20 protein-coding genes are annotated in these 13,935 nt (G+C 67.5%); 11 read left to right on the top strand and 9 right to left on the bottom strand.

Annotated features, from left to right (window positions below):
* The first annotated feature begins 95 nt into the window (after positions 1–95).
* A complete protein-coding gene (locus tag BJ981_RS10355; protein ID WP_204070361.1) occupies positions 96–479 on the top strand; it encodes a hypothetical protein in 384 nt (127 codons plus the stop codon).
* A gap of 224 nt (positions 480–703) precedes the next feature.
* On the opposite strand, the gene BJ981_RS37920 is transcribed toward BJ981_RS10355, so the two are convergent.
* The 4 genes from BJ981_RS37920 to BJ981_RS10340 all read right to left on the bottom strand — a co-directional run bounded on the left by BJ981_RS37920 (position 704) and on the right by BJ981_RS10340 (position 3,080).
* Entirely contained in the window at positions 704–838 is a 135-nt protein-coding gene (locus tag BJ981_RS37920) for a hypothetical protein (RefSeq protein WP_260324624.1), read from the bottom strand.
* 376 nt (positions 839–1,214) lie between these two features.
* Positions 1,215–1,418 (bottom strand): 4a-hydroxytetrahydrobiopterin dehydratase, encoded by a 204-nt coding sequence (locus tag BJ981_RS37915; RefSeq protein ID WP_239139348.1) that lies wholly within the window; start codon positions 1,416–1,418, stop codon positions 1,215–1,217.
* Positions 1,419–1,552: 134 nt separating this feature from the next.
* A complete protein-coding gene (locus BJ981_RS10345; protein ID WP_184610296.1) occupies positions 1,553–1,861 on the bottom strand; it encodes a 4a-hydroxytetrahydrobiopterin dehydratase in 309 nt (102 codons plus the stop codon).
* A 46-nt stretch (positions 1,862–1,907) separates the two neighbouring features.
* Positions 1,908–3,080, bottom strand: coding sequence for a helix-turn-helix domain-containing protein (locus tag BJ981_RS10340; RefSeq protein WP_184610294.1), 1,173 nt, complete (start codon positions 3,078–3,080; stop codon positions 1,908–1,910).
* Positions 3,081–3,380: 300 nt separating this feature from the next.
* Here BJ981_RS10340 and BJ981_RS10335 point away from each other — a divergent pair, with 300 nt between their 5' ends.
* From BJ981_RS10335 to BJ981_RS10315, 5 genes are read left to right on the top strand one after another with little or no spacing between them, the layout of a single operon-like run.
* Positions 3,381–3,785 carry a hypothetical protein gene (locus tag BJ981_RS10335; RefSeq protein ID WP_184610292.1) on the top strand — a complete coding sequence of 135 codons (405 nt, stop codon included), beginning with the start codon at positions 3,381–3,383 and terminating at the stop codon, positions 3,783–3,785.
* The gene (locus BJ981_RS10330; protein WP_184610290.1) at positions 3,782–4,087 is read left to right on the top strand and encodes a hypothetical protein; all 306 of its coding nucleotides are present in this window, start codon (positions 3,782–3,784) and stop codon (positions 4,085–4,087) included. Before BJ981_RS10335 ends, BJ981_RS10330 begins: the two co-directional genes overlap by 4 nt.
* Positions 4,084–4,488: a hypothetical protein gene (locus BJ981_RS10325; RefSeq protein WP_184610288.1), complete on the top strand. Its 405-nt coding sequence runs from the start codon at positions 4,084–4,086 to the stop codon at positions 4,486–4,488. Before BJ981_RS10330 ends, BJ981_RS10325 begins: the two co-directional genes overlap by 4 nt.
* Entirely contained in the window at positions 4,485–4,775 is a 291-nt protein-coding gene (locus tag BJ981_RS10320) for a hypothetical protein (RefSeq protein WP_184610286.1), read from the top strand. The genes BJ981_RS10325 and BJ981_RS10320 overlap by 4 nt, the downstream gene beginning before the upstream one ends.
* The gene (locus BJ981_RS10315) at positions 4,775–5,161 is read left to right on the top strand and encodes a hypothetical protein (RefSeq protein ID WP_184610285.1); all 387 of its coding nucleotides are present in this window, start codon (positions 4,775–4,777) and stop codon (positions 5,159–5,161) included. Before BJ981_RS10320 ends, BJ981_RS10315 begins: the two co-directional genes overlap by 1 nt.
* A gap of 933 nt (positions 5,162–6,094) precedes the next feature.
* On the opposite strand, the gene BJ981_RS10310 is transcribed toward BJ981_RS10315, so the two are convergent.
* Positions 6,095–6,358 carry a PadR family transcriptional regulator gene (locus BJ981_RS10310; protein ID WP_239139367.1) on the bottom strand — a complete coding sequence of 88 codons (264 nt, stop codon included), beginning with the start codon at positions 6,356–6,358 and terminating at the stop codon, positions 6,095–6,097.
* Between the two features lie 129 nt (positions 6,359–6,487).
* Positions 6,488–6,712, bottom strand: a complete 225-nt coding sequence (locus BJ981_RS10305; protein ID WP_184610283.1) for a hypothetical protein — start codon at positions 6,710–6,712, stop codon at positions 6,488–6,490.
* Positions 6,713–7,361: 649 nt separating this feature from the next.
* Between BJ981_RS10305 and BJ981_RS10300 the strand changes: the two genes are divergently transcribed.
* The 3 genes from BJ981_RS10300 (at position 7,362) to BJ981_RS10290 (ending at position 9,528) form a co-directional block, all read left to right on the top strand.
* Positions 7,362–8,066: a hypothetical protein gene (locus BJ981_RS10300; protein WP_184610282.1), complete on the top strand. Its 705-nt coding sequence runs from the start codon at positions 7,362–7,364 to the stop codon at positions 8,064–8,066.
* Between the two features lie 671 nt (positions 8,067–8,737).
* Complete coding sequence (locus BJ981_RS10295) at positions 8,738–8,941, top strand: hypothetical protein (protein WP_184610280.1); 204 nt, start codon at positions 8,738–8,740, stop codon at positions 8,939–8,941.
* Between the two features lie 62 nt (positions 8,942–9,003).
* The gene (locus tag BJ981_RS10290) at positions 9,004–9,528 is read left to right on the top strand and encodes a hypothetical protein (RefSeq protein ID WP_184610278.1); all 525 of its coding nucleotides are present in this window, start codon (positions 9,004–9,006) and stop codon (positions 9,526–9,528) included.
* 238 nt (positions 9,529–9,766) lie between these two features.
* On the opposite strand, the gene BJ981_RS10285 is transcribed toward BJ981_RS10290, so the two are convergent.
* The 3 genes from BJ981_RS10285 to ypfJ form a co-directional block, all read right to left on the bottom strand.
* Positions 9,767–10,564, bottom strand: a complete 798-nt coding sequence (locus tag BJ981_RS10285) for a hypothetical protein (protein WP_184610277.1) — start codon at positions 10,562–10,564, stop codon at positions 9,767–9,769.
* Positions 10,565–10,679: 115 nt separating this feature from the next.
* Positions 10,680–11,030 carry a type II toxin-antitoxin system VapB family antitoxin gene (locus BJ981_RS10280; RefSeq protein WP_184610275.1) on the bottom strand — a complete coding sequence of 117 codons (351 nt, stop codon included), beginning with the start codon at positions 11,028–11,030 and terminating at the stop codon, positions 10,680–10,682.
* Positions 11,031–11,099: 69 nt separating this feature from the next.
* Positions 11,100–11,981, bottom strand: a complete 882-nt coding sequence (ypfJ, locus tag BJ981_RS10275; RefSeq protein ID WP_184610273.1) for a KPN_02809 family neutral zinc metallopeptidase — start codon at positions 11,979–11,981, stop codon at positions 11,100–11,102.
* A 289-nt stretch (positions 11,982–12,270) separates the two neighbouring features.
* Between ypfJ and BJ981_RS10270 the strand changes: the two genes are divergently transcribed.
* Entirely contained in the window at positions 12,271–12,576 is a 306-nt protein-coding gene (locus tag BJ981_RS10270; protein WP_184610271.1) for a hypothetical protein, read from the top strand.
* Between the two features lie 189 nt (positions 12,577–12,765).
* Positions 12,766–13,671 (top strand): Sco1979 family transcriptional regulator, encoded by a 906-nt coding sequence (locus tag BJ981_RS10265; RefSeq protein WP_184610269.1) that lies wholly within the window; start codon positions 12,766–12,768, stop codon positions 13,669–13,671.
* Positions 13,672–13,935 lie beyond the last annotated feature (264 nt).

The following is a 13,935-nucleotide window of genomic DNA, read 5'->3' as shown; positions in this document are numbered from 1 at the left end:
CCCTCGCCGCCCGCGGGAGCCGTTCACCATTGCGTTTCCATTTCATTCAATCTCGTTGCAATCCATTTCGTTTCGTGTGAACGAAAGGCACTGAAATGCTCGTGCAGCTCTCTGAGGCCATGCCCGCCTGCGCCTACCCCGGCTGCGACCGGCCGGCCGCCATGCCCTCGACCAGCGCCCGCCGCGGCGCGCCCCGCAAGTACTGCGACGTGGTCGACGAGAACGACCGGCGGCTGCACACCGCGCTGTCGGCGTTCCGCGAGCGCGAGCGCCGGGCCCGCGCCCAGGCGGCCGGCGGCCGCGGGCGCGACGTCGTCGATGACCGGCCCGTGCACACCTCCATCGGCCGCGCGAGCAGGCTCCAGGCCGAGATCCGCGCCGACATCGAACGCCTCGCCGAGCGCCTGGCCGGCATGCTGGCCGAGCTGGAGCGCGCCGCCGACATCGAGGCGGCCGAGGCCCAGATCGAAGCGGCCTAGGCCGAGGCGGCGCGACAGGTCGCCGAGGCACGCGCCGAGCTCGCCGCCGAGGTCGAGCGGCGCCGCCTGGCCGAGGCCGACGCAGAGGAGGCGCGCCGCGCCGCGCGGGAGGCCGACGAGCGCCTCGTCGAGGCCGAGGAAGCGATGTGCGCGGCCCAGGAGGACGCCCGCGAGGCACGTGAGGCACTCACCCGGGGCCTGGCCGAGGCTGACCGTCAGGTGCGTCAGGCGGCGCGGAAGGTGGCCGAGCACGGCGAGCAGGCGGCGGCTGTGGCCCGCAGCGAGGCGGAGGTGCGGGCGCAGCTGCAGGCGGAGCGGAGGGCGGCCGCCGCCCGGTTGGCGGCCGCCGAGGAGAGCATAGGCGAGCTGCGCTCCCGCGCGGAGCGTGCCGAGCGCCTGGCGGAGGAAGAGCGGGCCGAGCGGCGGTGCCTGGCGGCCGACGTACGAGCTCGCGGCGCACGGCGTCGGCCTGGCCGTGGCGAGCATGCGGCGCGAGCGGCCGCGCGACGGCTCACCAGCAGCTCCTAACCCATGGGTCAGATTTATCTTCCCCGACAACATTTCCACCGTCATGGGTGGTTCACGCAATGTTCACCGGGAACGGTGCTACGGCATCGAAGAACCTGCGAGCAGGTGCGGCGGCATGTAAGCCAGACCTTGCGCCGCCGCACCGCCGGTGGGGGCGGCTCCCGAAGGGGCGACCGGGAGCCACGCCGGATGCGCCGCGCGTGCAGCTCAGTCGCTCAGCTCGGTGGCACCGTGGCCGGCGGCGATCGCGTCGATATGCCGCGCGAGCTGAAAATCCCTCTCTGTTAGCTGGTTGCCCGCATCGTGAGTCGTGATCTCGAATCGGATGCGCTGCCAGGTAATGTGGATGTCCGGGTGGTGGCCGATTTCACACGGGCCTTGGCCGCCACGTACATCGCAAGGTGCACGCATTCGTGATAGGTGTGCGTGAAAGTGCGCGTGATGGAATTTCCCTCTCGCTGCCACCCCGGATGGAACCCGAGAAGCGTGCTGATCTCCCGTTCACTGAGAGGCTGCGGCATATCTACCTTTGCTCTCCATTGACGTCACAGCGGCTGAGCACCATATTGGCGAGCTATTTCGTTGATCCGTTCTGCCAGCGCGAAGTCGAGTTCGGTAACGACATCCCCAGCGGTGTGCGTGGTCATGGCGAACCGCAGTCGGTCCCAACGGATGTCGATGTCTGGTCGGTGCTCCAGCTCGATGGCCGCCACACCCACCGCGGCGACGATACGAATCGCCGTGTCGTACTCAACGGCGTAGGTTCGGCTGATCTCGACGGTGTCGCCAGTCCATCCGGTATCACTGAGACGCTCTGTCACACGTTCAGGTGTGAGGGGCGTTCGTAGACTCACGTACTACCTCCCTGGCCTGCTAGGGCTGGCTTGACGGGGCCCTGCGTCAGGCTGAGCGTAGGTATTCACCGAGCTCGGCAATGGCAGGGTTACTCGGCCAGCGTGCGGCCATCCACCGGTGCGTCTTTGCGATATCGCCGCGGGTCTTCCGGCCTCCTGTGGCGGAGATGATGCGCAGTGCCACACGCAGTGCCGCTGCGGACTCTTCGGCTTCCCCGCTGGCTGCACGCGCTGCAGCGGCCTGGACGCGGTACCACGCGACCCACTCGGAGTCTCGAATTTCTGTAGGAAGCCCCTCAATACCCACGGTGATGAGGTCGGCTGCCTTAGCATGCTCGGCGGGCGAGTCTGCCAGATAGGCCAAAATTAGTCCGCGTTGCATAGTCAACAAGTCGGAGCTGTAGAAGTACAGGCCGTCGGGATCATCTCGGTCGGTGGGGCCGTCGAGCACTTCTTCCGCGCGGCCTATTGCTCGTAGCGCTTCCTGTTTCTCTCCGAGAATTGCTAATGCACGTCCACCTTGCTGAATAGCGACTGCCCGAGTTCCTGCAGCGGAAGCGAGCTGCCCGGCGGCCTCTGAAAGGCTGGCCATAGCGACGATGTCGTCTGTTGCCCATGCCAGATGCCCGCGCATGGACAGTGCTGTGGCGGCCAGGTTGTTTTCGCCTGCCTGCAGGCCGAGTCGTAGTGCCTGGTCATACAGCGGGCCGGCTGCTCGGTGAGCACCGGTTGCGGTGCTTAACCATCCGGCAAATTGTGACGCTTCGGAAGCGATCGCGGACAGATCCTTTGCTAAAGGCCCACGCGTTTCTTTCAGTAGGCGGAGAACTAGGTCAAGATGGCTTCGCGCGGCAGACAACACGGCGCTGGATCCGACGACATCTTCGATACGCCGATGGCTGGCCAAGGTAGCTGCAAGGCCCTCGACCACGACGGAATCCAGTCGCATCGGGTTCTGAGTGACGTGGACGAGCCTGTCCTCATCGTCTGGGTTGAGCGCCCCCGAGCGGACAGGAGAGGGGGCCAGGGCCACAAGTTCGCCCCCCGCCTCCAAGGAGGCGTCGATTCTCTCAGCCGCCTGCAGCGAGGGCCGCCTGCGGTCATTGGCCACCTTGGACAGGTACCCAACGTCGTAATGCACCGCTCTTGCCAGCCCGCGCAGCGACATGCCGCGCTCAGCCAGGAGGGCCCGCATCCGCTCGCCGAAGGTGCTCGTCATTGGCCTGTCCCGGTGTTGACCGCCTGTTGACTTCGTTGACCTGTCCCTGCAGGGCAACAGGTCAACTCTCCCAACCGTAACCGGCCGGTTGCTTGCATGGCAGCGAAGCCACGCAAAGACCTACGCGGACGCGGCTCGATACAGGACGTCCGGGGGCTCCGTGGCCATGAGCTGGTGTGGCGGCGCGGTGATCCCAGACCTCCTGCGCCGTCGCACCGTCCACTGCAAGAAGCAAGACGGGCCCGTCCGGCGCTGCAAACGACCGGACGAGCCCTTGACCGGACTCTGGAGGTCCGACCCGTGAGCAATCGTAGAGGCCCCTTAGCCAGAACGCCCCGACTCGTCCGCATCCGCCACCGCGCCGACGCCCCGCCCAAGCCGCTCGGCTGCCGCTGGTGCGGGCACCCGCCGTACGCCCATGACGCGGGCAGCCTGCCGCACCGTCACGGCCACGAGTGGGAGCACCCCACCACCGCGCAGATGCGCGCCCGGCTCGACGCTCGGCGCCGCCTCGGCCTGGCCGGCCGCTTCCCGGCCGCCGTCCCCGCGCGCCCTGCGGCGGTCCACCCGCCGGCGGCCGCGCCCCGCCTCGCGCGGCACGCCCGTCCGGCCGTGCCCGCCATCCCGCGCGGGGTCGGCCGGGCCCCGGACACCCCGCCTCCGGTCGGCGCGCGCGAGCCGCATCGAGTGGGAGCGGCAGCGTGAGGCGGCCCAAGGGGCGCCACTGCGCCGAGGGCGAGGGGCAGAGCCCGCGCGTGAACCTCCAGACCCCGCACCGGTGGGACCCGGCCAAGACGGCTGCAGCCGCCATGCTCGACCAGGCCGAGCCCGGCTGGTTCATCTTCTACGGCGTGGGCACCCGCCGGTTCGTCGCCATCGCGATGTGGAACGCGCCCTCCGCCCTGCGAGTCGAGGCCCCGACCCTCGACGAGCTGCGCGAGCAGATGCGCGAGGCCGAGCTCGGCGCCACCGCGGCGCTCAGCCACGGGCGGACGTGGGTCGCATGACCGGGCAGGACGGCCCCGCCCGAGAGCCTCGCGAGGAGCAGCTCGTCGACGGCCAACCACGCGACCCCTACGGTCTCGGACCGAACGCGCGCCGTTCGGTGGGCGGGTACTTCCCTGCCGCCACCGGGCGCCCGGCGGAAGACCCGGCGCGGTCCTCCGGCGAGGACGGCCGTGAGCGTTACGCCGTCGCGCTCGTCGTCCCGTCCTGCGTTGAGCACGCCGTGCCGTGGGAGCTCGCCGTCCCGCGCGCCACGGCCACCACGGCGTGCGGCGTTCAGGCGCGGGTCGCGGAGATCTCCGGGACACGGCTGATCTGGGAGCGGGGCCGGATGATGTGCCAGGAATGCGCCGCGGTGGTCACCGGACGACGGCCGCCACGGCAGATAGGACCGACGTCGTGACGCTCACCGCGACCGAGGGCAGCGCCGGGCACGGCCCGCACGTGCCCAAGCCGAACGACGACGCCGAGCGCGTCACCTGGCAATCGGCCACCGCCGCCGAGGACCGCCGTCGGGTCCTGCGCTGGACGTGCGAGTGCAAGCCGGTGATCTACTACCTCGTCACGGCGGGCGGGCGGGGCTACATCGAACGGACTACCGCCGGTGGAGAAAGGGTGCAGACCCCTCGTATGCGGTACGTCCAGATAGCCGACCTATGGGAGAAGATCCTCTTGGGCAAGGCCGTGTGATGCCCCAGCGCCGCGACACCTCCTGGCACGCGGAGTTCCTCCGCCTGGTGGGGGAGGGACTGAGCTTCCGGGTCGCCATCCGGAAGCTCGGCAAGGCCGAGGCCGGCCTGCACCAGCACTTCGAGGCCTACCCCGAGTTCCGCGCGGAGGCCATGCGACTGCGCGGCCCGCGACTGCGCGGGGCGCTGCCTGACACAAGCTGGCATCCGCACCTGCCCTACCTGCTAGCCATCGGCCTCTCCATCCCGAAGGCGGCCGCCAAACTGAACAAGAAGCCGGAAACGGTGCGCATTCACCTGCGCCGGGATGCGAAGCTGCGGGCTGCAGTGAATGCCGCCCTGTGTGAGGCAGGGCGGCCGGAGCTAAGACTGTCCCCCTGGGGATAAGCCGTTACCGGGGAGATGGTGCCGTCAGTCGCATGGTGCAATCAGCTGGGCACTCCGACTGATAGGGCGTGACTCCGTCATAATACGGTAATTACTTCCGTGCCCGGTCTTTATCTGGTGGCTGGATTCCCCAGCGGGTGCGGAGCCGCTGCACACCTTTATGAAATACCCAGGCTGTGGGAGCCGCTAGGAAAGCCGAGCCCCACCCTTGCTCGATCACGACGTTGATCAGAGCTAGAATCACTATGGCGCTCAGTGGTATCCAGGTGCGGACGTCAGATTCGAGTACCCAACTTGCCCAGCGGAGTAGAACTTCGCCCCTGCATCGCCCTGGGACTAGCAACTCACGGCGTAACTGCCACACTCGTCCCAACTGCTGGAACGCATAAAGCAGCTGCATAGACTTGGTCGCTCTTGCGCTGGCGAGGTCCCATAGCTCCGCTTGCAGCTCCTCTACATATCGGCCCCGGTGTGCAGCGGGCAGCATCCTTGCTGTCAGGTTCGCTAACCGCTGGGCGTTCGGAGTGACATGCACCTGGATACTCGGCGGCCTCGGCACCGCCCGAGTGCTGGTCATGAGGGCGTTGGGAAGACTTAAGACATATTGTTTATAATCCATAGTCGCCTTTGTGAGCGCAGCGCACGCCATGTGATCATTGGGGAAAAGTTCGTAAGATTTGTCCTGGTGCGAGTGGAGCATGTTGACAAGTGTTAAAACGCCGCTCTTTATGTTTTGATGGTTAGCTTCGGGCTGGCGTAGCAGCTCCTCGAGTACACCTATCGTGTTCCGGCATTCTCCGAGGATGGCGAGAATCTGAACCGCTTCTACGTGGGGCTTGTATGGTTCTCTGGCGATGTAGGGGTGCATGTGTGCCATTGCAATGCCTAGAGAGCTAGCGGCTCGCACTGCAGGGGTGGATGTACAATACTCATTCACGAGGCGCCGCCGAGATGTCTTGTGCGGAGGATCGGCGGATTTCTGGGAGCCTTCGCCGAAGAACGATCAAGAGCAGTACGTGCGCGCTCGGCACCATTTGGAGTCAGTTTGTAGTACCGCCTACGTGGCCGACCCTGCTCGTGAGGATCCGCCTCCTCCCATCGCGAATCCAGCCACCCCAGCCCTTCGAAGCGGGCAAGGATGGGATGAATGGTGCCGCTCGGGAGGCCGGCGGCGGCGCACAGTTCCAGGCCGTACATCTCGCGTGATGGATCTTCGAGTAATGCCCGTAGCACCAGCTGAGTGGGCAGGGTCATCCGGGGTGTCGTACCCATGCTCGTACTCTACCTAGCCCCAAGCGTAAGCATGACGAGATCGGCGGATGAGAGTCAGGCCAGGACCGAGTCGTCTCGCGCTGCCTTCTGAAGCGCCGTGCACGCGGCGAGCTTGTTGTCCGCGGTGTCCCACAACGGGTGGGGTGCGCACAGCCTGTCGAGGAGACTTCCGCGCTCGGCGCGGGCGGCGAGCAGTTCCTGGTGCTGCTCAGCGCTGGTGGCTGCGACGCTGGCCACGATGTCGCTCGCGGCGGGGAGGTCGGCTTCGACCTGGCACACCTTGGCGTTCGCCGGCGACGACCTCCTAGAAGGTGACGGTGGTCATCTGGCCGTACCACCATTCGGGCAGCGCTGAGTCGGCGTGCACCAGCGCCAGCCACGGGTACGGGGCGACCTTCGCGTCCCGGTACACGCGCAGACAGACCCCGCCGAGTGCGGCGTCCAGCTCGGCGGCCTCCAGTAGCGTCGCGTGGAGGCCGGTCTCCTCGACGAGTTCCTCCAGGCGGGTCTGCAGTCGCTTTGTCGGTGTAGGTGATGGTGACCATCTCGCCGAACAGGAGGTTCGCTGAGGTGACGCAGATGTCAGAGGCGAGGGGACGTGGAGCTTGATGCGGGGCTGTTGTCCGCTGGGGCGGGTCCCCCAACCATCGTTCAAGGCCGCGGCGGACGGCGGCCTTCCAGCCGCCGGTTTCGAAGGCGAAGAAGCCGGTGGTTTCCTGGGCCTGCTGGCCGCCGTACACGGCGGCGAGTGCGTCGGGTTCACCGGATACCAGGCGCTTCATTTGGATAGTTTGGTATGGACGGTGGTGGGGGTGGGAGGCGGCCATGAGGCGTTTCCGCCGCTCGGCAGCGGCATAACGTCATCCACCCAGGTCACAATTGGGTTGTTGTAGCACCTTAAGGGCGGCCCAGGCGGCACGATCTGCACATGGCGGTGCAACGGACTGGTACGCGAATCGAGATTCACAAACTGGGTAATCTGCGACTCTTCCGTGAGGATATGGAAGATATCGCGAATGCCTTGGCCGAGTTGGGCGATTTAGAAATTATTTGTGACAACACTTATCGGGCGGATAGGGGTGAGGATTTTTCTGGACTTCCTGAGAGGATTGAAAGCCTTCAATATGTGGTCGCCGTTGATGATGTCCGAAGTGCGGTCCGTGATCCCCGGCGAATCGAGGTCGAGCTTTCGCGTTGGACCTCCTACGTCAGACTCGTGGAACCGGACGTGCTGTGTGAGGGCATTCTAAGTCGTATTCGCACAGTAGTGTCTAGGCCGTCCAGGCGTCGCATCAACATAAATCACCGCGGGCTCATGGCTGCACACACGATATTCACCCTGGGGCTCGCGGCCGTCACTGCCGCTCAGGGTGCTACATGGATTATTACGAATAAGATATCATCTGGCGGCATCAATTATCTTATCGCACCCTTTGGTTTGTGGGTGGCCGTCTCATTGGGCCTCATGTTTCTTTTGGCGCGAGGAAGAGGGCCTAGGGTGTCCCTTCGAAATTACTACCGTTCTGATCGCCCATCCTTTTGGCGAAGAACGCGGGATGACTGGTTGGTGCAGATCATTGGCGGCGCGTTGTTCCTCGTGCTGGGCTTTATCCTAGGAAAGGTGGCAAGCTAGCGGACGATGACGTCGAGGGTGACCTCGGGAGGCTGTTGACGCCGGCGTAGATGGTGACGCCGCGGACGCCTCGTACGGGACGTCGTCGACCGTGAGGGGGCCACGGCCGTCGGCCCAGCTTTCGCGCAGCCCTCAGCTGAGCACCATCGCGATATCAGCGAGAGCTTGCCTATGCACGGGCCGTTCCGGGGGCGGCATGCTGTGCTCTCCTACTCCCAACCGAGCCCCAGACCGGGGCTCATGGGGAAGGAAGTATTCGTGTCGAAGGCGAAAGCTCAGGCGGACGAGATGTTCGACGCGATCAGGGAGATCCGCCGGGAACTCGACGCGGGAAGGATAAGGATGAGGTCGGGCGCCTGGCGCTGCAGTTTCACGGGGGCCGAGAGGACTGGCCATCCTGGAGCCTTTTCGTGCTGGCTCTAGGCGCCATCGGCGAGGAGCGGCAGACCGGCCACAAGCGCCGCAAGGCGCGCCTCATTGTGTGAGGCCGGCCGATAGAAACTGATGTGTGGGGCCCGGCGTTCGGGGGAACGACGCCGGGCCCACGATCATGGGGTGGGTTGATGGTCAAGGAGATGAGGCCATGACCTGGGCGATAGCAGTTTGTCCGTGGTCGTGTGGCCTGCCTGGTGCGTACGGTGGCGCCGTCCACATCGAGGCGAGGAGGGGCGATGGAGCCGTTCGCGCGATCGACCGACTACGAGACCGAGGCGCGTAAGGCATTGCAGAAGGGCGACACCGCCGCGGCGCAGGTGTGGGCCACGCTGCAGGTCGCGACAAAGCTCGGCGACGTCGAGGACATGCTGAACGCGCTCTATGAGAGCACTGGGCGTGAACTGTCCGCACTGATCGGCGTGCTGAACGACCGGGAGTAGACCAGGACGAGGACGCGGGTCTGGAGATGAGGTCCACAGGAGCCGAAACCGAGGAGGCCGATGTGGACAGCACGATATGGGTTGCGCTCTTGACCGGAGGAACTGCGGTTCTAGCGGGCTGGGTGGCCAGCCAGGGCAACGCCCGCGCTGCGAGGATTCAGGCCGAAGCGTCCGCCCGAGCCCAGCAGCACGGCGACGTTCGGCAGGCTCGCCGTACCGCCTACCTGGAGTTCATCGAACAGGCCCACATCGCCGGTGAGCTGTACTACAGGCTCGGTGACGTGTACATCCAGGGGATGGATGCGGCGGAGCAGGCGGTGAGGATCCAGGAGTTACGCAACAGCCTGCGAGATGCCTTCGATCCGCTGGCCAGGTGTGCCCGGGTGGTTCTGCTCGAAGGGCCCGCAACGGTAGCCGAGGCGTCGGAGGCTGTCACGCAGGCGGCAGCGGACTGCAATTCGATGCTGTGGGAGATCGCCCAGGGACAGGAGGGGGCGCGCTCACGCTTCGATCAGGCGCATCACCGTTACCGCGAGGTGGTCGAGTGGTTCATCCGTCAAGCGCGTGCCGCGGTGAGCGGCTCTTAGGGCAGCGCCAGTCTGGGCGTGGCGCCCTGGCATGACGAAGGCCCAGCCGCCGGGGCGACCGGGCCTGTTCGATAATGATCCTCACCGTATGCGACCGCATCATTCCACCCCGCGCGACTCGCGGGCGAGCATGAGTTCGATCATGTCCGCGGGCACTGGTCGCGGTGACCGAACCAAGGAAGCTCGCGGCGTGTCAGCGTCCGCCCGGGCTGCTCAGCCCCGGCGATGGGTCGACCGGTCATCGGCCGCAGAGGGTGGGCTCGTTGATCTCCAGGTCGTTGATCAGGCACAGGGCCGCGCCGAGGGCGTGAGCCACCAGGCCCGCGGCGCCGGGCCGGGCCGGGGCCGTCTCGTCCGCGTGGTGGGCCGGCTCGCCGGGGAGCTCGCCGAACTCGACGCGGAACGTGGATCCCTCGGCCCGCGCCTCCGGGCCGAGAAGCGCGGCCACGGCGTGCGCCTTGGACGGCGGGACGGCGAGCGTGAGCGAGGCCCATGCGGCGCGGTCGAGCCGTACGCCGTCCTGCGGGCCGCAGAAGAGCAGCGCGTGCAGGACGTCCTTGGCCTCGCGCAGCAGCGCCTCGGCCTCGGGCGAGCGGTGCGCGGGAGCGATCAGCGCACCGCCCCGGGGCGGCGGGTCGAGCAGGTAGCCCTCGGCCTCCAGGACCTCGCGGCGCAGGGACCGGTAGCGGGCGGTGAACCCGGGCAGGGACGTCGCGTCCAGGCCGAGCCGGCGGATCCGCGCCGGACGGTCGCCCTCGGCCTCCGGAGAGGTGACGGGGTCGAGAGGCTCCCCGTTCCAGGGGGCGCACCCGTGCGCCTCGGGGAGAGGCACGGCGGCGTGCGCGTCCGCCTCGGGGCCTCGGGGAACCTGCCGGGGGATGGCGTAGGAAACCTCCTCCGGCGGCAGGACCAACGCCATCAGCTGGTCCACCAGCCAGTCGGCGGGCTGTTCGCGCAGACGGCGCCGCACCCGTTCGCGCAGCTCTCCCGCGAGCTCTTCCCGGAGCTGGGCAACGATCTGAGTGACATCTCGCATTGGATAACCGCCCCGACGCCTGCGTTCCCTGCGGCCAGTGGCCGTGTCGCCTCTGCGACGGTCGCAGCTTAGGAAGCCGGGCGGCGGCGGATGACGGGTACGGGAAGTGTTTTACCTAAGAGAGCGGTGGTTCGGCCGCGCGTCCCTGCAGGCCCTCGCCGGCGGCGGCGAGGGAGTCCACTTCCAGGACGCGGGCGTGGAGGACCGAGCGCTGGTGGAGCGCCGCGCGGAGCGCGCGGTGCAGGCCGTCTTCGAGGTAGTACTCGCCGCGCCACTGCACGACGTGGGGGAAGAGGTCACCGTAGAACGTGGAGTCCTTGGCGAGCAGGGAGTGCAGGTCCAGCACCGCCTTGGTGGTGATCAGGGAATCGAGCCTGACCTGCCGGGGCGGGATGCGCGCCCATTCGCGATGGGACAGGCCATGCTCCGGGTACGGACGTCTGTCACCGACTGACTTGAAGATCACCCTATTGAGTTTAAGAGAGTTTTCATGCTCTGCCTGCTTCGGTGTCCTGTGTTGAGGTGCGAAAAGCGCTCAGATGCCGCCGGAGAAGGTGTCGCACGCGCCAGGATCGCCCGACTTGTAGCCGGTGCCGAACCACTTCATCCGCTGGTCCGCCGTGCCGTGGGTGAAGCCTTCGGGGTTCACCCGGCCCTGCGCCTTCTCCTGGATCCTGTCGTCGCCGACGGCCGCCGCCGCGTCCAGCGCCTCCTGGATGTCGGTGTCGGTGAAGGGCTTCTCGTAGAAGCCGGTGTCCACGGCGTTCTTGGCCCAGACGCCCGCGTAGCAGTCCGCCTGGAGCTCGAGGCGTACGGAGCCGCTCTCGGGGCCCTGACGGTCGTCGCCGACGCGTTCCATGGTCCCGAGCAGGTCCTGCACGTGGTGGCCGTACTCGTGGGCGATGACGTACGCCTGGGCGAACGGCCCGCCCTTGGCGCCGAACTTGCTCTGCAGCTCGTCGAAGAAGGTCAGGTCCAGGTACACCCGCTTGTCGGCCGGGCAGTAGAACGGGCCGACCTGCGAGGTGGCCTGCCCGCATCCCGTGCCGACGGCCTGGGAGAACAGGACGGTCCTGGCCGAGGTGTAGGAGGACCTGCCCGCCTGGTCGAACGCGTCCTTCCAGTACGCCTGGATGCTGTTGACCACGCCGACGACCCGGCAGTTCTCCGACTGGTCGGCGTCGGAGCCCTTCCGGCACTCGGAGCTGAGGTCGGAGGCCGGCTGCCCGCTGGTGGAGTCACCGCCGCCGCCTCCGAGGATGTCGCCGGGGTTGACCCCGAACAGCAGGGCGGCCAGCAGGGCGATGACCCCCACCGCGCCGCCGCCGATGGCGAGTCCGCCGCCACGGAGGCCGCCCCCGCCTCCACGATTCTCGACCTGGGAGGCGTCTAGGTCGACATCGTCCCGGAAGTCCATTGGCCGATCCTTATCTGCGTCCTTGTGCGCGGCTTCGGGTCAGAACTGCGGCTGCTACTGCCCTGTTGCGAAACGATCATGCATGGCGCAGGTGAATGGCCAGGTAGAGCCACTTCTACGCGAACTCAACGGGGAAAGAAAGGCGCGCCGCGGCCACACCCGGCGGCCCGGTCGGTTCTCCGTTGGTTCAAGTCCGGCACCGCCGCACGCCAACGCTCGGCAGGGATCGGCCCTGCCCACGCGCGGCTTCCGGGGGCGTGCCCGGCCCGCTGATTAGCGTGACGGGCAGGTGATCATCGGGAAGGGGGCGGCCTTGGGTCCTGCCGACGACATCCCGCCGCCCGCGTACTTCGTGAGAAGCCTGCCGATCATGCCGACGGGCGCGTGGCTGCGGGCCCACCTCGTCTCTCGCGGCCCGTACGCGGCCGGCCTGCTCCTCGCCATGGCGGCCGGTTTCGGCCTGGCCCTCGGGGTCACCCCGTCGTGCCCCCATCCCCTTCAGCCTCCGCAACGGTCCGGCGGGCCCGGCGTCCCTCCGTACCCGTCCCTCATCCGTCCGGCGCCGCCGAACATGCTGCGTACGGGCACACCGTGAATCGTATAGGACGTGCATATGCACGTGCATCTGTACGTTCCCCGCGACTGCGCGTAATATGTTGGACCTGAATGACGACCGGCGTGCCCACAGAGGTGCCGCTCACGTCTGCGGCAGAGACGCGGGGCCATCGGCGGATACATCGGCCGGCCTGCACGAAGAACCGATCATCTGTCCAGGGAGCGCCATATGGTCAGCGAGCACGCCGTCAGCGGGAAGCAGACCGGGGCGGCGCTGACCTGGCCGCGCGGCGGGCCGACCGTCCTGCGCATGGCGCTCGGCCACCATCTGCGGCGCCTGCGCGAGGCGAGGGGCATCACGCGCGACGCGGCCGGCTACGCGATCCGGGGCAGCGAATCCAAGATCAGCCGATTAGAACTCGGCCGGAGCCCCATCAAGACCCGGGATCTGGCCGACCTGCTCACGCTCTACGGCGTCACCGACGAAGGCGAACGCGAGGCCCTGACGGCCATGGCCCGCCAGGCGGGCCTCCCGGGGTGGTGGCACGAGTACGCCGGTCTGCTGCCCGGCTGGTTCGAGCCCTACATCGGGCTGGAGGAGGCCGCCTCCGTGATCCGCGCCTACGAAGTGCAGTTCATCCCTGGCCTGCTGCAGACCCCCGACTACGCGCGCGCCGTCATCCGGCTCGTCCACGGCGCCGAGCCCGTGGACGACATCGAACGCCGGGTCGGCCTGCGCATGAGGCGCCAGCGAAGGCTGCTGCGCGCCGACGGGCTGCGGCTGTGGGCGATCGTGGACGAGGCGGCGCTGCGCCGTCCGTTCGGCGGCGCCGACGTGCAGCGCGCCCAGCTCGAGCACCTGATCACGGCCGCCGCGGCGCCCAACATCTCGCTGCAGGTGCTGCCCTTCGCGGTCGGCGGGCACGCCGCGGCCGGCGGCCCGATCACCATCCTGCGCTTCGCCGAGGCGGCGATCTCCGACGTGGTGTACCTGGAACAGCTCGCCAGCGCCCTGTACCTGGACAAACGAGCCGACGTCGACGACTACACCGCCACCATGAACGAACTCACCGTGCAGGCCGCCCCCATCGGCGAAACCCCCACCCTGATCAAGTCCATCATCGACGACCTCTGACGCCCGCCCCCGGACAGCACGAAGGCCCCGGCTGGATCGGTCAGGGGCCTTTCCGTCGTTGGACGCGCGTCCGCTGCTGGTGCCTGCTGCTGTGCTCCTGATGCCTGTGGAAGACCCTCAGGTCGTCACTGTCGTGCCCCGCGCGAGGAAGGAGGGAAAAAGGCCGTGACACTGGCTACGGCGTCCCTAGGCGCTCTGCGCCCCATTCAACGCCGAGCGCGTCAATGCCGCACCACGCCGCCCGCAGGGCCGCGATCATAGGGG

Source organism: Sphaerisporangium krabiense, assembly GCF_014200435.1.
Classification (GTDB): domain Bacteria; phylum Actinomycetota; class Actinomycetes; order Streptosporangiales; family Streptosporangiaceae; genus Sphaerisporangium; species Sphaerisporangium krabiense.
This window is presented reverse-complemented; position numbering and strand designations above follow the sequence as displayed.

What these genes read in the sequence shown, in the direction of transcription:
- BJ981_RS10355 (WP_204070361.1), top strand. Translation starts at nt 96, where the DNA reads ATGCTCGTGCAGCTCTCTGAGGCCATGCCCGCCTGCGCCTACCCCGGC.
- BJ981_RS37920 (WP_260324624.1), bottom strand. Translation starts at nt 838, where the DNA reads ATGCTCTCCTCGGCGGCCGCCAACCGGGCGGCGGCCGCCCTCCGCTCC.
- BJ981_RS37915 (WP_239139348.1), bottom strand. Translation starts at nt 1,418, where the DNA reads ATGCGTGCACCTTGCGATGTACGTGGCGGCCAAGGCCCGTGTGAAATC.
- BJ981_RS10340 (WP_184610294.1), bottom strand. Translation starts at nt 3,080, where the DNA reads ATGACGAGCACCTTCGGCGAGCGGATGCGGGCCCTCCTGGCTGAGCGC.
- BJ981_RS10325 (WP_184610288.1), top strand. Translation starts at nt 4,084, where the DNA reads ATGACCGGGCAGGACGGCCCCGCCCGAGAGCCTCGCGAGGAGCAGCTC.
- BJ981_RS10315 (WP_184610285.1), top strand. Translation starts at nt 4,775, where the DNA reads ATGCCCCAGCGCCGCGACACCTCCTGGCACGCGGAGTTCCTCCGCCTG.
- BJ981_RS10310 (WP_239139367.1), bottom strand. Translation starts at nt 6,358, where the DNA reads ATGTACGGCCTGGAACTGTGCGCCGCCGCCGGCCTCCCGAGCGGCACC.
- BJ981_RS10300 (WP_184610282.1), top strand. Translation starts at nt 7,362, where the DNA reads ATGGCGGTGCAACGGACTGGTACGCGAATCGAGATTCACAAACTGGGT.
- BJ981_RS10295 (WP_184610280.1), top strand. Translation starts at nt 8,738, where the DNA reads ATGGAGCCGTTCGCGCGATCGACCGACTACGAGACCGAGGCGCGTAAG.
- BJ981_RS10285 (WP_184610277.1), bottom strand. Translation starts at nt 10,564, where the DNA reads ATGCGAGATGTCACTCAGATCGTTGCCCAGCTCCGGGAAGAGCTCGCG.
- ypfJ (WP_184610273.1), bottom strand. Translation starts at nt 11,981, where the DNA reads ATGGACTTCCGGGACGATGTCGACCTAGACGCCTCCCAGGTCGAGAAT.
- BJ981_RS10265 (WP_184610269.1), top strand. Translation starts at nt 12,766, where the DNA reads ATGGTCAGCGAGCACGCCGTCAGCGGGAAGCAGACCGGGGCGGCGCTG.